This window comes from Burkholderia sp. PvR073 (genome assembly GCF_054055695.1).
The window spans coordinates 320,048-336,985 of the sequence record NZ_JBSRXO010000007.1 but is presented as its reverse complement, the minus strand read 5'-3'; the positions used below and the strand labels follow the sequence as shown (position 1 = coordinate 336,985).

General features: G+C 68.2%; 10 protein-coding genes. 6 read left to right on the top strand and 4 right to left on the bottom strand.

The genetic code is table 11. The annotated features are described in order from the left end of the window. Positions 1-1,248 (bottom strand): succinyldiaminopimelate transaminase, encoded by a 1,248-nt coding sequence (dapC, locus tag ACVK00_RS22365; protein ID WP_284889686.1) that lies wholly within the window; start codon positions 1,246-1,248, stop codon positions 1-3. A 174-nt stretch (positions 1,249-1,422) separates the two neighbouring features. On the opposite strand from dapC, the gene ACVK00_RS22360 reads away from it, so the two are divergent. The 5 genes from ACVK00_RS22360 (at position 1,423) to def (ending at position 10,167) form a co-directional block, all read left to right on the top strand. Continuing rightward, positions 1,423-2,364 carry a DMT family transporter gene (locus ACVK00_RS22360; protein WP_228904691.1) on the top strand — a complete coding sequence of 314 codons (942 nt, stop codon included), beginning with the start codon at positions 1,423-1,425 and terminating at the stop codon, positions 2,362-2,364. Positions 2,365-2,502: 138 nt separating this feature from the next. Continuing rightward, on the top strand, positions 2,503-6,015 hold the full coding sequence (smc, locus tag ACVK00_RS22355) for a chromosome segregation protein SMC (RefSeq protein ID WP_228904689.1): 3,513 nt from the start codon (positions 2,503-2,505) through the stop codon (positions 6,013-6,015). Between the two features lie 85 nt (positions 6,016-6,100). Next, positions 6,101-7,390, top strand: coding sequence for a cell division protein ZipA C-terminal FtsZ-binding domain-containing protein (locus ACVK00_RS22350; protein WP_354122988.1), 1,290 nt, complete (start codon positions 6,101-6,103; stop codon positions 7,388-7,390). A 171-nt stretch (positions 7,391-7,561) separates the two neighbouring features. Then, positions 7,562-9,637 carry an NAD-dependent DNA ligase LigA gene (ligA, locus tag ACVK00_RS22345; protein WP_228904685.1) on the top strand — a complete coding sequence of 692 codons (2,076 nt, stop codon included), beginning with the start codon at positions 7,562-7,564 and terminating at the stop codon, positions 9,635-9,637. Further along, the gene (gene def / locus ACVK00_RS22340; protein WP_166724928.1) at positions 9,634-10,167 is read left to right on the top strand and encodes a peptide deformylase; all 534 of its coding nucleotides are present in this window, start codon (positions 9,634-9,636) and stop codon (positions 10,165-10,167) included. The genes ligA and def overlap by 4 nt, the downstream gene beginning before the upstream one ends. 103 nt (positions 10,168-10,270) lie before the next feature. On the opposite strand, the gene ACVK00_RS22335 is transcribed toward def, so the two are convergent. Genes ACVK00_RS22335 through map form a run of 3 tightly spaced genes read right to left on the bottom strand, consistent with a single transcriptional unit; the run spans position 10,271 to position 15,795 of the window. Next, positions 10,271-12,331 (bottom strand): pseudouridine synthase, encoded by a 2,061-nt coding sequence (locus ACVK00_RS22335; protein ID WP_284889692.1) that lies wholly within the window; start codon positions 12,329-12,331, stop codon positions 10,271-10,273. 16 nt (positions 12,332-12,347) lie between these two features. Continuing rightward, positions 12,348-14,924: a [protein-PII] uridylyltransferase gene (locus tag ACVK00_RS22330; protein ID WP_212085710.1), complete on the bottom strand. Its 2,577-nt coding sequence runs from the start codon at positions 14,922-14,924 to the stop codon at positions 12,348-12,350. A 55-nt stretch (positions 14,925-14,979) separates the two neighbouring features. Beyond that, complete coding sequence (gene map / locus ACVK00_RS22325; RefSeq protein WP_006752148.1) at positions 14,980-15,795, bottom strand: type I methionyl aminopeptidase; 816 nt, start codon at positions 15,793-15,795, stop codon at positions 14,980-14,982. A gap of 380 nt (positions 15,796-16,175) precedes the next feature. Between map and rpsB the strand changes: the two genes are divergently transcribed. Next, positions 16,176-16,916, top strand: coding sequence for a 30S ribosomal protein S2 (gene rpsB / locus ACVK00_RS22320; protein WP_011352461.1), 741 nt, complete (start codon positions 16,176-16,178; stop codon positions 16,914-16,916). Positions 16,917-16,938 lie beyond the last annotated feature (22 nt).

Here is a 16,938-nt window from a genome sequence, read left to right as displayed (position 1 = left end):
TTACCGCGCGAGAGCCCGGCAGAAATCGACGATGCGTTGCGCGCCCTCGACGCATTCAGGGGTGCCCGCGACGAGCGCGATCCGGATGAAATCGCGGCCCGGATTCGTGCCATGCGCGTCGCGCGCCAGGTACGAGCCGGGCAGAACCGTCACATTATAGTCGGCGTACAGGCGGCGGGCGAACTCGGTGTCCGACAGGCCGGTGCGCGCGACATTGGCCCACAGGTAGAACGCGGCGTCGGGCAGCTTCACGTCGATCACGTCGGCCAGCATCGGCGTGACCGTGTTGAACTTCTGCAGGTACAGCGCGCGGTTCTCGCGCACGTGCGCCTCGTCGTTCCACGCGGCGATGCTCGCGTGCTGCCAGACCGGCGACAGCGCCGCACCGTGGTACGTGCGGTACAGCAGGAATTTCTTGAGCAGCGCGGCGTCGCCGGCGACGAAACCCGAGCGCATGCCCGGCACGTTCGAGCGCTTCGACAGGCTCGACAGCATCACGAGGCGTTCGAAGCCGCGGCCGAGGCGGTGCGCGGCCTCGAGGCCGCCGAGCGGCGGCGCCGCTTCGTCGAAATAGATTTCCGAATAGCATTCGTCGGACGCGATCACGAAACCGTGGCGGTCGGACAGCGCGAACAGCTCGCGCCAGTCGTCGAGCGTCAGCACGGCACCCGTCGGATTGCCCGGCGAGCACACGTACAGCAGCTGGGTGCGCGCCCAGACCTCGTCGGGCACGGCCGCGTAGTCACACGCGAAGTTGCGCGCCGGGTCGCTGTTCGCGAAATAGGGTTCGGCACCGGCTAGGAGCGCCGCGCCTTCGTAAATTTGATAGAACGGATTCGGACAGAGTACGATCGCCTTCTTGCCGTCCGCGCTCGCGCGCGAGTCGATCACCGTCTGTGCGAGCGAGAACAGCGCCTCGCGCGATCCCGACACGGGCAGCACTTGCGTGGCCGGATCGATCGCCGGCAGCCCGTAGCGGCGTTCGAGCCACTGCGCGATCGACGTGCGCAGCGCGTCCGAGCCGGCCGTGGCCGGATACGATGCGAGGCCGTCGAGCGCGGCTACCACGGCGTCGCGGATCAGCGCCGGCGTCGGGTGCTTGGGCTCGCCGATGCCGAAGCTGATCGGTTTCAGGCTGGCGCCGGGCATACCGGCACCGGGCGTACCGGCACCGGGCGTCACGTCCTTGAACAGGGCGCGCAGCTTTTCGAAGGGATAGGGCTGGAGCGAGTCGAGTCGAGGGTTCACGGGCGAAGCGGCCGTCGCGGCCGGTTGGAGCGAAAGGGGCGGCGCAGGTGCCGCACGGCTGCGAACGGGCGCCGACGGCGCGCGGCTCGCAGCGGACGATTATAGCGTGACGCAATGCGGTCACGGCCCGCCGGAGCGGCGGCCGGGCCGGTCGAATAAAGGGTATCGAACCAAATGAATAACGCGGTACGCGGCAGCCTGCCGACGCTGGCCATCCTGATCGGCGCTTCGGTATGGGGCCTGATCTGGTATCCGCTGCGCATCCTTGCGTCGCTCGGCCTCACCGGCACGCTGGCGAGCGCGCTGACGAGCCTCGTCGCTTTCCTGTTCGTGGTCGTCGTGCGCCACCGCACGATCGCGACGCTGCGCTGGCACTGGGTGCTGCCGGGCATCGCGATCACGGCCGGCGTGACCAACCTCGGCTTCGTGTGGGGCACGATCCACGGGGAAGTGCTGCGCGTGATGCTGCTGTTCTACCTGACGCCGGCGTGGACCGCGATCTACGCGCATTTCCTGCTGCGCGAGCGGCTGACCTGGGCCGGCGCGGGGCTCGCGGCGCTGTCGATCGGCGGCGCGATGCTGATGCTGTGGTCGCCGACGCTCGGCGTGCCGCTGCCGGCCAACCCGGCCGAATGGGCGGGGCTCGCGGCCGGCCTGAGTTTCGCGATGAGCAACGTGCTCGTGATCAAGGCGAGCCGCGAGCTGCCGGAGATGCGCGCCGAGATGCGCACCGCGACGCTGTTCGGCGGCGCGGCGGTGTTCGGCGCGATCGCGTCGCTGTTCGAGGGGCTGCCGGCCGCGCCGGCCGGCGGCCAGCTCGGCACCGCCGCGCTGATCATCGTCGCGATCGGCGTGACGATCGCGGTGAACAACCTGCTCGTGCAATACGGGCTTGCGCGCGTGCCGGCAAACCGCGCGTCGATCATCATGCTGTTCGAGATCGTGATCACCGCGCTGTCCGCATGGGTGTTCGCGAGCGAACTGCCGAGCGCGCGCGAGTGGGCGGGCGGCGCGTGCATCGTGCTGGCGACGCTGCTGTCGAGCCGGGTCCATCGTGCCGCGCCGGCACGGGGCAAACCCGGCGACGGGCGGGACGGCGCACGCGCGATGGTATGATGGAAGCCGTTTGCGGGGCCCAACGCTGGATGCGCGCGGCCCCGCTTTTGAATTCCGGGGCGCATCGCGCACACGGGCCGTCCGGCCCCGCGCGTCGCGGCCCGTCCGTTTCACACCTTCTTCACATCCGATACCGCCGTGCGTCTGAGCTCGATCAAACTCGCTGGCTTCAAATCCTTTGTCGATCCCACGCATTTCCAGGTTCCGGGCCAGCTAGTCGGCGTGGTCGGCCCGAACGGGTGCGGCAAGTCCAACATCATCGATGCCGTGCGCTGGGTGCTCGGCGAGTCGCGCGCGTCCGAGCTGCGCGGCGAGTCGATGCAGGACGTGATCTTCAACGGCTCGACCGCCCGCAAACCCGGCAGCCGGGCAAGCGTTGAGCTGATCTTCGACAACTCCGACGGCCGCGCGGCCGGACAGTGGGGCCAGTACGGCGAGATCGCCGTGAAGCGCGTGCTGACGCGCGACGGCACGTCGAGCTACTACATCAACAACCTGCCGGCGCGCCGCCGCGACATCCAGGACATCTTCCTCGGCACGGGCCTCGGCCCGCGTGCGTACGCGATCATCGGCCAGGGCATGATCGCGCGGATCATCGAGGCGAAGCCGGAAGAGCTGCGCGTGTTCCTCGAGGAAGCCGCGGGCGTGTCGAAGTACAAGGAGCGCCGCCGCGAGACCGAGAACCGCCTGCACGACACGCGCGAGAACCTGACGCGCGTCGAGGACATCGTCCGCGAGCTCGGCGCGAACCTCGAGAAGCTCGAGGCGCAGGCCGTCGTCGCGACCCGGTACAAGGAACTCGTCGCCGATGGCGAGGAGAAGCAGCGCCTGTTGTGGCTGCTGCGCAAGAACGAGGCCGCGGGCGAGCAGCAGAAGCAGCTGCGCGCGATCGAGCAGGCGCAGATCGACCTCGAGGCGCAGACGGCCCGGCTGCGCGAGGTCGAGTCGCAGCTCGAGACGCTGCGGGTCGCGCATTACTCGGCGAGCGACGCAATGCAGGGCGCGCAGGGCGCGCTCTACGAGGCGAACGCTGAAGTGAGCCGCCTCGAGGCCGAGATCAAGTTCATCGTCGAATCGCGCAACCGCGTGCAGGCGCAGATCGCCGCCTTGAACGCGCAGCGCGAGCAATGGCGCGCGCAGGCCGAGAAGGCGCAGGACGAGCTCGAGGAAGCCGAGGAAGCGCGCGCGATGGCCGACGAGAAGGCCGCGCTCGCTGAAGACAACGCGGCCGCGAAACACGACGCGCTGCCGGCGCTCGAAGCGAAGTGGCGCGATGCGCAGGCGCAGCTCAACGACGAGCGCGCGCGCATTGCGCAGACCGAGCAGTCGCTGAAGCTCGAGGCCGCGCACCAGCGCAATGCCGACCAGCAGCTCCAGCAGCTTCAGCAGCGCCATGAGCGCCTGAAGTCCGAGGCGGGCGGGCTTGATGCGCCGGACGAAACGCAGCTCGAAGAGTTGCGCATGCAGCTCGCCGAGCAGGAAGAGATCCTCGCCGAGGCGCAGGCGCGCTTGGCCGATGCGCAGGAAGCGCTGCCGCGTCTCGACGGCGAACGCCGTGCCGCGCAGGAGCGCGTGCAGGCCGAAAGCACGCAGATCCACCAGCTCGAGGCGCGGCTCGCCGCACTCAAGCAGCTGCAGGAGAACGTGCAGACCGAAGGCAAGATCCAGCCGTGGCTCGACAAGCACGAACTCGGCGCGCTGCCGCGCCTGTGGAAGAAGCTGCACGTCGAAGCGGGCTGGGAAGCGGCGCTCGAGGCCGTGCTGCGCGAGCGCCTCGCCGCGCTCGAAGTATCGAATCTCGACTGGGTGAAGGCGTTCGCGACCGATGCACCGCCCGCGAAGCTCGCGTTCTACGCGCCGCCGGCCGCCGGTGAACCGCCGGCCGCCGCGGCCGGGCTGCGCCCGGTGCTGTCGCTCGTGCGCATCGACGATGCGGGCATTCGTGCGGTGCTGAACGACTGGCTCGGCAACGTGTACGTCGCCGACGACGTCGCGCAGGCGCTCGCGACGCGTGCGCAACTGCCGGCAGGCGGCGCGTTCGTCGTCAAGGCCGGCCACATCGTCACGCGCGTCGGCGTGCAGCTGTACGCGGCCGATTCGGAGCAGGCCGGGATGCTGGCCCGCCAGCAGGAAATCGAGAACCTGGCCCGCCAGGTGCGTGCGCAGGCGCTGCTCGCTGACGAAGCCCGCACGGCCGCGGTGCGGGCGGAAGCCGCGCACACGCAGGCCGCGCAGGCGCTCGGCGACGTGCGCGCGCAGGCCGAACGCGCGACGCAGCGCGTGCACGCGCTGCAGATGGACGTGCTGAAGCTCGCGCAGGCGCACGAACGCTATACGCAGCGCAGCACGCAGATCCGCGAGGAACTCGAGGAAATCGGTGCGCAGATCGACGAGCAGCGCGCATTGCGTGCTGAATCGGAAGCGAACTTCGAGCGTTTCGACGGCGAACTCGCGGAACTGCAGGCGCGCTTCGAGGACAACCAGCTCGCGTTCGAAGCGCTCGACGAATCGCTGACGCAGGCGCGCCAGGAAGCGCGTGACCTCGAGCGCGGCGCGAACGACGCGCGCTTCGCCGCGCGCAACGCGGTTACGCGGATCGACGAGCTCAAGCGCAGCATCCAGGTCGCGCACGAGCAGAGCGAGCGTGTCGCCGCGTCGCTGGAAGACGCGCGCGCCGAACTCGAAACGATCAACGAGCAGACCGCGCACACGGGCCTGCAGGACGCGCTCGAAATTCGCGCGGTGAAGGAAGAAGCGCTGCAGGCCGCGCGGATCGAACTCGACGACCTGACTGCGAAGCTGCGCGCGTCGGACGAGCAGCGTCTCGTCGCCGAGCGTTCGCTGCAGCCGCTGCGCGACCGCATCACCGAGCTGCAGTTGAAGGAGCAGGCCGCGCGCCTGTCCGTCGAGCAGTTTGCCGAGCAGCTCACGACAGCCGAGGTCGACGAGGAAGCGCTGCGCGAGAAGCTGACGCCGGACCTGAAACCGTCGTATCTGCAGGGCGAGGTCACGCGCCTGAACAACGCGATCAACGCGCTGGGCCCGGTGAACATGGCCGCGCTCGACGAGCTGAAGGCCGCGAGCGAGCGCAAGGTGTTCCTCGATGCGCAGTCGGCCGACCTGACCGATGCGATCACGACGCTCGAGGACGCGATCCACAAGATCGACCAGGAAACCCGCACGCTGCTGCAGGGCACCTTCGACGAGGTCAACCGTCACTTCAGCGACCTGTTCCCGCGCCTGTTCGGCGGCGGCCAGGCGAAGCTGATCATGACGGGCGACGAAATCCTCGACGCGGGCGTGCAGGTGATGGCGCAGCCGCCGGGCAAGAAGAACGCGACCATCCACCTGTTGTCGGGCGGCGAGAAGGCGCTGACCGCCACCGCACTGGTGTTCGCGATGTTCCAGCTGAACCCGGCACCGTTCTGTCTGCTCGACGAGGTCGACGCGCCGCTCGACGACGCGAACACCGAGCGTTTCGCGAATCTCGTGCGCGCGATGTCCGCCAAGACGCAGTTCCTCTTCATCTCGCACAACAAGATCGCGATGGAGATGGCGCAGCAACTGATCGGCGTGACGATGCAGGAGCAGGGCGTATCGCGGATCGTCGCGGTGGACATGGAAACCGCCGCGGGTTTTGCCCAGAATTGACGTTTGACGAAACCGGACCGCGTTCGCGCGGCGCATGGGCGCCCGTTCGCGGGTCCGACGAAAAAGAATTGCTGATGGAGCGTGCATGGACGAGTTGACACTCGGTTTGATCGGCGCCGGCGCCGTCGTGGTGGGCGGCGTCGTGGTCTACAACGCGTGGCAGGGCGCGAAGGTGCGGCGCAGGATGCCGCGCCCGATGCCGGAAGAGGCGGCCGAGGCGATGAATCGCCCCGAGCGCGACGAGGAGCTGCCGTTCATCGAGCCGGTGCGCCAGCCCGCGCGCCGCGAACCTGCGGCACCGGCGCCGGGCGCCGCGAGCACGCCGGCTGACGCAGCGCGCGTCGAGCCGACCTTCGGCGGCGTGGCGCCTGCCGACATGCCGGCCGATCTGCAGGCCGAGGCCACCGGCGGCGACACGCCGTCGGAATCGACCGAGCCGGCCAGGCAGTCCGTCGACGCAGGTTCGGTCGCCGCCGCACATGAAGCGCCGGCCGGCGACGCATCGAACGAGCCGGCCGAACCCGTGCTGCCGGCCGCGACGACGGTCTCCTCGGCACCGCCCGCGATCGTCGACCGCCGGATCGACTGCATCGTGCCGATTCGCCTCGGCGGGTCGCTGCCGGGCGAGAAGATCCTGCCGGCCGCGCAGCGGCTGCGCCGCGCGGGCAGCAAGCCCGTGCATATCGAAGGCAAGCCGGAAGGCGGCCAGTGGGAACTGCTGCAGAACGGCGTGCGCTATGAAGAACTGCGCGCGGCCGCGCAACTCGCGAACCGCAGCGGCGCGCTGAACGAGCTCGAATTCTCCGAGTTCGTGACGGGCGTCCAGCAGTTCGCCGATGCGATCGACGGCGCACCGGAATTCCCGGACATGATGGAGACGGTCGCGATGGCGCGCGAGCTTGACGGCTTTGCCGCGCAGTGCGACGCGCAACTGTCGATCAACGTGATGTCGGACGGCGCGCCGTGGTCGGCGAACTACGTGCAGGCCGTCGCATCGCAGGACGGGCTGCTGCTGTCGCGCGACGGCACGCGTTTCGTGAAGCTCGACGCGAAGCAGAACCCCGTGTTCATGCTGCAGTTCGGCGACACGAACTTCCTGCGCGACGACCTGACGTACAAGGGCGGCAACATGATCACGCTGGTGCTCGACGTGCCGGTCGCCGAAGAGGACATCCTGCCGTTCCGGCTGATGTGCGACTACGCGAAGTCGCTGTCCGAGCGGATCGGTGCGCGGGTCGTCGACGATTCGCGCCGGCCGCTGCCGGAATCGACGCTCGTCGCGATCGACCAGCAACTGATGAAGCTGTACGCGAAGCTCGAGGAAGCGGGCATCCCGGCCGGTTCGCCGGTCACGCGCCGCCTGTTCAGCCAGTAACGCGTTTCACGGGCGGTGGCCCTCGGTGCCGCCGTCCGTCGCTGCACTGCCGCACACACGCGGCCTGTGTGCGCTGCAGCCGGCTTGCGCGGCACGCATCGCGTGCCCCCGTCGCGGCGTCAAACTGAGATAATCGAACATCCGATTTTTCAGAACGAAACTGCCGCCAGCATGGCCCGAACCCAAGCCGAACCGCCAGCCAGCCAGCCCGACACGCGTGCCGCGTGGCTGCGCGACCAACTCGAGCGGGCGAATTACGCCTATTACGTGCTCGACCAGCCGGATCTGCCCGACGCCGAATACGATCGACTGTTCGGCGAGCTGCAGCAACTCGAAACCGATCATCCCGAACTCGTGACGCCCGATTCGCCGACGCAGCGCGTCGGCGGCGAAGTGGCGGGTGGTTTCACGCCGGTCGTCCATGATGCGCCGATGCTGTCGCTGAACAACGGCTTCGCCGACGAGGACATCGCCGCGTTCGACAAGCGCGTCGCCGATGCGCTCGACAAGACGACCGATCTCGCCGGCTCGGTGACGGATCCTGTCGAATATGCGTGCGAGCTGAAGTTCGACGGGCTCGCGATCTCGCTGCGCTACGAGCACGGCGTGTTCGTGCAGGCGTCGACGCGCGGCGACGGTACGACCGGCGAGGACGTGACGGAAAACGTCCGCACGATCCGCTCGATCCCGCTGAAGCTGAAGGGCGCGCACGTCCCGGCCCTGCTCGACGTGCGCGGCGAGGTGCTGATGTTCAAGCGCGATTTCGCACGCCTGAACGAACGCCAGCGCGCGGCCGAGCAACGCGAATTCGCGAACCCGCGCAACGCGGCGGCCGGCAGCCTGCGCCAGCTCGATCCGAAGATCACCGCGCAGCGTCCGCTGTCGTTCTTCGCGTACGGGATCGGCGTGCTCGACGGCATGCCGATGCCGGACACGCACAGCGCGCTGCTCGACTGGTACGAGTCGTTCGGTCTGCCGGTGAACCGCGAGCGCGCGGTCGTGTACGGCGCCGACGGCCTGCTCGGGTTCTTCCGCAAGGTCGGCGAGAAGCGCGAGTCGCTGCCGTACGACATCGACGGCGTCGTCTACAAGGTGAACCGGCGCGACGAACAGGATCGCCTCGGCTTCGTGTCGCGTGCACCGCGCTTCGCGCTCGCGCACAAGTTTCCCGCACAGGAAGCGCTGACCAAGCTCGTCGCGATCGACGTACAGGTCGGCCGCACGGGTGCGATCACGCCGGTCGCGCGGCTCGAACCCGTGTTCGTCGGCGGCGCGACGGTGACCAACGCGACGCTGCACAACGAGGACGAAGTGCGCCGCAAGGACATCCGGATCGGCGATACCGTGATCGTGCGGCGTGCGGGCGATGTGATCCCCGAGGTCGTCGGCGCGCTGCTCGATCGCCGGCCGGAAGACGCGGCCGAATTCGTGATGCCGACCGAGTGCCCGGTGTGCGGCTCGAAGATCGAGCGGCTGCCGGACGAGGCAATCGCGCGCTGCACGGGCGGCCTGTTCTGCCCGGCACAGCGCAAGCAGGCGCTGTGGCACTTCGCGCAGCGTCGCGCGCTCGACATCGACGGGCTCGGCGAGAAGATCATCGATCAGCTCGTCGAACTGAATCTCGTGCGCACGCCGGCCGACCTGTTCAATCTCGGTTTCGCGACGCTTGCGGAACTCGACCGGTTCGCCGAGAAGTCCGCACAGAATTTGCTCGACTCGCTCGAGAAGGCGAAGCACACGACGCTCGCGCGCTTCATCTACGGGCTCGGCATCCGCCATGTGGGCGAATCGACCGCGAAGGATCTCGCGAAGCACTTCGGGTCGCTGACCCCGATCATGGACGCGTCGATCGAGGAACTGCTCGAAGTCAACGACGTCGGGCCGATCGTCGCCGAGTCGATCCACCAGTTCTTTGCGGAAGAACACAACCGCACCGTGATCGAGCAGCTGCGCGCGCCCGGCAAGGTCACGTGGGCCGAAGGCCCGCCCGCGCCGAAGGCGCCACAGGGCGTGCTGGCCGGCAAGACGGTCGTGCTGACGGGCACGCTGCCGAATCTCACCCGCGACGCGGCGAAGGAGATGCTCGAAGCGGCGGGCGCGAAAGTCGCGGGCTCGGTATCGAAGAAGACGGATTACGTGGTCGCGGGCGCCGATGCCGGCAGCAAGCTCGCGAAGGCCGAGGAACTCGGCATCCCCGTACTGGACGAAGACGGACTGCACCAACTCCTGGAGGGCAACACCCCATGATTCGCGAGATCCTGAAGATGGGCGATCCGCGCCTGCTCGAAGTCGCCAAGCCGGTCGAGCAGTTCGACACGCCGGAACTGCACGAGATCGTCGCGGACATGTTCGAGACGATGCATCACGCGAACGGCGCGGGGCTCGCCGCGCCGCAGATCGGCATCGGGCTGCAGCTCATCATCTTCGGCTTCGGCAGCAACAACCGCTATCCGGACGCGCCGCCCGTGCCCGAGACCGTGCTGATCAACCCGAAGCTCGAGTACATGCCGCCGGACATGGAAGAGGGCTGGGAAGGCTGCCTGTCGGTGCCGGGCATGCGCGGCGTCGTCAGCCGCTATGCGAAGGTGCGCTACAGCGGCTACGACCAGTTCGGCGCGAAGATCGACCGCGTCGCGGAAGGCTTCCACGCGCGGGTCGTCCAGCACGAATACGACCACCTGATCGGCAAGCTGTATCCGATGCGAATCACCGACTTCACGCGCTTCGGCTTCACCGAGGTGCTGTTCCCGGGGCTCGATCCGACCGACGACGACTGACCGGCACGCGGCGGTGCGCGATGTTGCGCGCCGTCGTGCTGGAAACGAAAAAGCCCGCTTGCGCGGGCTTTTTCATTGCGTGGCACGCGGTGCGTGCCCGCTGTCAGAACGACTCGTCGGGCGACAGGTAGCGCCATTGCCCTTGCGGCAGCGCGCCGAGCATCACGCGGCCCATCCGCACGCGCTTCAGGCCGATCACTTCGAGACCGACCAGTTCGCACATCCGGCGGATCTGGCGCTTCTTGCCTTCACGCAGCACGAAACGCAGCTGTTCGCCGTTCTGCCAGCTCACCATCGCGGGCTTCAGTGCGACACCGTCGAGTTCGAGGCCGTGGCGCAGCTTCGCGAGCGATTCGGCGGGGAAGTGCTGGTCGATGTCGAGCAGCCGTTCGCCGAAGCGCACGCGCACCAGATACTCCTTGTCGATGTCCGACTGCTCGCCGATCAGCTGCTTCGCGATCCGGCCGTTCTGCGTCAGCACGAGCATGCCGGTCGAATCGATGTCGAGCCGGCCGGCCGGTGCGAGTGCGTGCAGATGCTGCGGCGAGAAGCGCAGCGGCGAGCGGTCGCCGCTCCACTGGTTGGCGCGCGTGATCAGCACCGACGCGGGCTCGTAGCCGTCTTCCGCCTGACCGGACACATAGCCGACCGGCTTGTGCAGCAGGATCGTCACTTGCGCGGCCTGCGCGGCGCTCGCGCGCTCGTCGATCTCGATCTTCTGGTCGGGACGAACCTTGGTGCCGAGCGTGTCGATGCGTTCGCCGTCGACGAGCACCCAGCCCTTTTCGATCCATTCGTCGGCTTCGCGGCGCGAGCACAGGCCGAGCTCGGACATGCGCTTCGACAGGCGCATCAGGCCGGTTTCGTCGCCGTGATCGATGTCGGGGGCGCGGCGCTTGACCGGTTGTGCGGTCGTCGGCGCGGTGCCCGTCGAGCGGCGCTCGCCGAAGCTGCGCTTTTCGCCGTAGCCGGTTGCTTTGTCACGATACGGTGCGCGTGCGCCGCCTTCGGCGCCAGCGCGGCGCGGTCGTGCATCGTCGTCGCCGCGGCGTGCCGGGCGGTCGGACGAGGTACTGCGTTCGCCGAAGCTGCGCTTGGGTGCATCGCCGGTTGCCTTGTCGCGATAGGGGGCGCGTGCACCACCTTCGGCTCCTGCGCGACGCGGCCGTGTATCGTCGTCGCGGCGAGCCGGGCGGTCGGTCGACGTACGGCGTTCACCGAAGCTGCGCTTCGGTGCATCGCCGGTTGCCTTGTCACGATAGGGCGCGCGTGCGCCGCCTTCGGCGCCAGCGCGGCGCGGACGCGCATCGTCGTCGCTGCGGCGTGCCGGGCGGTCGGTCGACGTACGGCGTTCGCCGAAGCTGCGCTTCGGTGCCTCGCCGGTTGCCTTGTCGCGATAGGGTGCGCGTGCGCCGCCTTCAGCACCTGCGCGGCGCGGCCGTGCATCGTCGTCGCTGCGGCGAGCCGGGCGGTCGGACGATGTACTGCGTTCGCCGAAGCTGCGCTTCGGTGCGTCGCCGGTTGCCTTGTCACGATACGGTGCGCGTGCGCCGCCTTCGGCACCTGCGCGGCGCGGCCGCGTATCGCCATCGCTGCGGCGAGCCGGGCGGTCGGACGGCGGACGGCGATCGTCGAAGCTGCGCTTCGCGCCTTCGCCGGCCGCCTTGTCGCGATACGGTGCGCGTGCACCGCCTTCTGCGCCTGCGCGGCGCGGCCGTGCATCGTCGTCGCTGCGGCGAGCCGGGCGGTCGGTCGACGTACGGCGTTCGCCGAAGCTGCGCTTCTCGCCATAGCCGTCTGCCTTGTCGCGATAGGGGGCGCGTGCACCGCCTTCTGTGCCCGCGCGGCGCGGCCGCGCATCGGGCTGGCCTTCGGCGCTGCGATACGGACGCGCGGGACGCGCGTCGCCGCGTTCGGCACCGCCGTCACGCGGTGCGCGCTTCGCCGGCGCACGATCCGCACCCGGGCGTTCCGCGCCGCGCGGCTTGAACGCGCGTTCGCCGGCGGCTGCCGGAGCGCCGGCCTTCTTCGGGCGCGGCGGCTTGTCGGCCGCGGGCGGCGGGGCGGGGCGCACCGCCTTGCGAGCGACGAGGCTGCCGGAGCGGACGGGTGCGCGGGTCGGCGACGCCGGACGCGGATTCTTGACGGTTAATTTGGTGCGCATAAACGCTGGGATTCATTCAGACTGCGATCGCGCGCAGCAATTCGGTTTCGAGCTGGATCTGCAGGCGGTTGTCGGACAGGCCGGCACCATCGAGCAGGAAGATGTCCTCGACGCGTTCGCCGAGCGTATTGATCCGCGCCGCGTGGACGCCGACCTGATGCTCGGCCAGTACGCGCGCGATCGAATAGAGAAGGCCCGGCCGGTCGTTGGCGGACACGGACAGGATGTAGTACTGGCCGCGCTCGTCGGCCCGGAGGTCGACGCGCGGCGTGATCGGAAACGTCCGGGACAGCCGCGACAGGCGGCCCTTGGACGGCTCCGGCAGCGGCGCGGTCTCGGCAAGGCGCGTCGCGAGCTGCTGTTCGACGAGATTCGCGATGTCGCGATAGCGCACGTCGCGTTCGGTCTGCGTGACGATGAAATTGTCGAGCGCATAGCCGTGCCGCGTGGTGCTGACGCGCGCATCGAGCACCGACAGTCCGTTGCGGTCGAAGTACGCGCAGATGCCCGCGAACAGGTCGGGGCGGTCCTTCACGTACACGAGCACCTGCAGCGCGTCGCCGATCGGCGACGGCCGCGCGCGGACGATCGCCGTCTCGGCGTTCACGTGCCGGTACAGCACGCGCGTCTGCCATGCGATGTCGGCCGCGTCGTGACGCAGGAAGAAGCCGACGTCGAGCTGATCCCACAACGCACGGTGCGCGTCGTCGGGCACGGTCTCGAGGCGCAGCAGCGCGAGCGCCTGCTCCTGGCGCGACTTCAGTTCCGAATGCGCGTCGGGGTTGGCGCCGCCGAGCACCGCGAGCGTGATGCGGTACAGGTCCTCGAGCAGCTTGCCCTTCCACGTGTTCCACACCTTCGGGCTCGTGCCGCGGATATCGGCGACGGTCAGCAGGTAGAGCGCGGTGAGGTAGCGTTCGTTGCCGACGACTTCCGCGAAGCGCTTGATGACCTCGGGGTCGCTCGTGTCCTGCTTCTGCGCGACCTGGCTCATCGTCAGGTGATGCTGGACGAGCCACACGATCAGCGCCGCGTCGTCGCCGGTGATTCCGTGCTCGCGGCAGAAGCGCCGCGCGTCGGCCATCCCGAGCGTCGAATGGTCGCCGCCGCGGCCTTTCGCGATGTCGTGGAACAGCGCGGCGACATACAGCACCCACGGGCGCTCGAAATTGCCGATCAGCTGGCTGCAGAACGGGTATTCGTGCGCATGCTCGGCTACCGCGAAGCGGCGGAGGTTGCGCAACACCATCAGGATGTGCTGGTCGACCGTATACACGTGGTACAGGTCGTGCTGCATCTGGCCGACGATGCGGCGGAAATTCAGCAGGTAGCGGCCGAGCACGCTCGTCTGGTTCATCAGCCGGAATGCATGCGTGATGCCCTCGGGCTGCTGCAGGATCTGCATGAACGTGCGGCGGTTCTGCGGATCGCGCCGCCACGTGTTGTTCATGATCTCGCGCGAGTTGTACAGCGCGCGCAGCGTGCGGGCGGACAGGCCCTTCACGCCGCGGGTCACCTCGTACAGCAGGAAGGCTTCGAGGATCGCGTCGGGATGGCGTTCGAACACGCCGTCGTCGACGATCTCGAGCATGCCCTGCTTCTCGACGAAACGATCGGGCGACAGCACGCGCGTGATGCCGCTCGTCGCGGGGAACAGCTGCGCCTCGATGTTCTGGATCAGGATCGTCGCGAGCTGCGTGACCGCCTTCGCGGCCCAGTAGTAGCGGCGCATCAGCTGCTCGCTCGCGCGCTTGGCCTGCGTCGGCCGGTAGCCGAAGCTCTCGGCGGCCTGCGTCTGCAGGTCGAACACGAGCATGTCCTGGCGGCGGCCGGCGATCACGTGCAGCCGCGCGCGCAGCGTCTTCAGGAATCCTTCGTTGCGGCGCAGCTCACGCGCCTCGCGCTCGGTGATGAGCCCGCGTGTGTCGAGCTCGCGCCAGCTGCTGCCGAAGCCGGCCGCGCGCGCGATCCACAGGATCGTCTGCAGGTCGCGCAGCCCGCCGGGGCTTTCCTTCACGTTCGGCTCGAGGCTGTACGGCGTGTCCTGGAACTTCGCGTGGCGCTGGCGCATCTCGAGCACCTTCGCGGTGAAGAACGCGCGGGCGTCGAGCGCCTCGTGATACCGCACGGTGAAGCGCTCGAACAGCGCGGTGCTGCCGACGATGCGGCGCGCCTCGAGCAGCGAGGTCTGCACGGTGACGTCCTGCGACGCTTCCTCGATGCATTGCGCGACCGTGCGCACGCTGCTGCCGATCTCGAGGCCGAGATCCCACGCCATCCCGATGAAGCGCTCGATGCGGGCGTCGAGCGCCGGGTCGTGCGCGTCGGGCAGCAGCACGAGGATGTCGACGTCGGAGTAGGGCGCGAGCTCGCCGCGTCCGTAGCCACCCACGGCGACGAGCGCGAGCGTCGCGGGTACTCCGCACTCGTCCCACACGCGCTTGAGCGCATCGTCGGTGAGTTTCGACAGCGCGTGCATCAGCGACGCGACGTTCGCCGCGCTGCGAAAGCGCTCGAGCATGTCGACCTTGGCGGCCTTGAATTCGGCGCGCCGCGACAGCGCTTCGGGCGAGGGGGCGGCGTGAGCGCTCATGGGTGGCCGTTCAGGTCGAGGGCGGGCAAGGTGGGCAGGGCGGGCGCGACGGCGCTCAGACCGCGGCGGCCGGTTGCGCGAACACCGGGCGTGCCGGCGTGCCGGCCGACACGGTCAGCACCTCGTAGCCCGTCTCGGTGACGAGCACGGTGTGCTCCCATTGCGCGGACAGGCTGCGGTCGCGCGTCTTGACCGTCCACTGGTCGGGCATCGTGCGGATGTCGCGCTTGCCGGCGTTGATCATCGGCTCGATCGTGAAGATCATCCCGGCCTTCAGCTCGATGCCGGTGCCCGGACGGCCGTAGTGGACGACCTGCGGATCTTCGTGGAACACCGTGCCGATGCCGTGGCCGCAGTATTCGCGCACGACGCTGTAGCCCTGCGCTTCCGCGTGCTTCTGGATCGCGTAGCCGATGTCGCCGAGGTGCGCGCCGGGCTTGACCTGGTCGATGCCGAGCCACATGCACTCGTAGGTGGTCTGCACGAGGCGCTTCGCGAGGATCGAGCCCTCGCCGACGATGAACATCCGGCTGGTGTCGCCGAAGTAGCCGTTCTTGATCACGGTGACGTCGATGTTCAGCGCGTCGCCGTTCTTGATTACCTTCTCGCCCGGAATGCCGTGACAGATCACGTCGTTGACCGAGATGCAGGTGGCCTTCGGGTACGGCGGGTAGCCGGGCGGCTGATAATTCAGCGGCGCGGGGATCGTGCCCTGCTCGTTGAGCATGAATTCGTGACAGAGCCGGTCGAGTTCGGCGGTCGTGACACCCGCGACGACGTGCGGCGTGATGAAGTCGAGCACTTCGCTCGCGAGACGGCAGGCGACGCGCATCTCGGCGATGTCGTGTTCGTTTTTGAGCGTAATAGCCATCGAGGTATGCCTGGAATGCGGTGAATTGACGGATTATCGCACCTTATGGCTGGCCTCGCAGCCCCTGCCGGCGGTGCCGATGCGGGTTTTCGGGGATTGTCCGGCCGGCTGCCGCGCGGCAAGCGAAAGTGGCGGGCGACTTGAGAGCCGACAAATCGGCGTGCTATACTCTTTGGCTAAGTCGACATCCAAATGCCGAACATGCCTCATTTTGGGGCGGCATGGCGATGAAAGGCTTGTGGCACGCGCATTTTCGCACGTGCCGAATCGCAAGCCGGCGCAACCAAGGGTGCCGGCCGCGCGGAACGAAGGTCCTTCGGGGCGCGTTCGCGCGGCGGTACGGCAGCCGGCTTAAGACCCAACCCTCGTGGAGAATTTACATGGCAGTTACGATGCGCCAAATGCTGGAAGCGGGTGTCCACTTCGGTCACCAGACGCGCTTCTGGAACCCGAAGATGGCTCCGTTCATTTTCGGTCACCGCAACAAGATTCACATCATCAACCTCGAAAAGACGCTGCCGATGTTCACGGACGCACAGAAGTACGTGCGCCAGCTGGCAGCAAACCGCGGCACGATCCTGTTCGTCGGCACGAAGCGTCAATCGCGTGACACGATCGCCCAGGAAGCGCAGCGCGCAGGCATGCCGTACGTCAACGCACGCTGGCTCGGCGGCATGATGACCAACTTCAAGACGCTGAAGGTTTCGATCAAGCGCCTGAAGGACATGGAAGCGGCCGTCGAATCGGGCGAAACCGAGAAGATGAGCAAGAAGGAAGCGCTGCTGTTCGAACGCGAAATCGCCAAGCTGCAAAAGTCGATCGGCGGCGTGAAGGACATGGGCGGCATTCCGGACGCGATCTTCGTCGTCGACGTCGGCTACCACAAGATCGCCGTCACGGAAGCGAACAAGCTGGGCGTGCCGGTCATCGCCGTGGTCGACACGAACCACTCGCCGGAAGGTGTGGATTACGTGATCCCGGGCAACGACGACTCGAGCAAGGCAGTCGCGCTGTACGCTGAAGGCGTGGCCGACGCGATCCTCGAAGGCCGTGCGAACGCGGTCAACGAAGTGGTCCAGGCAGCGCGCGGCGACGACGAGTACGTCGAGGAAAACGCGTAACTGGCCCCGAGCCGGCGCAAAA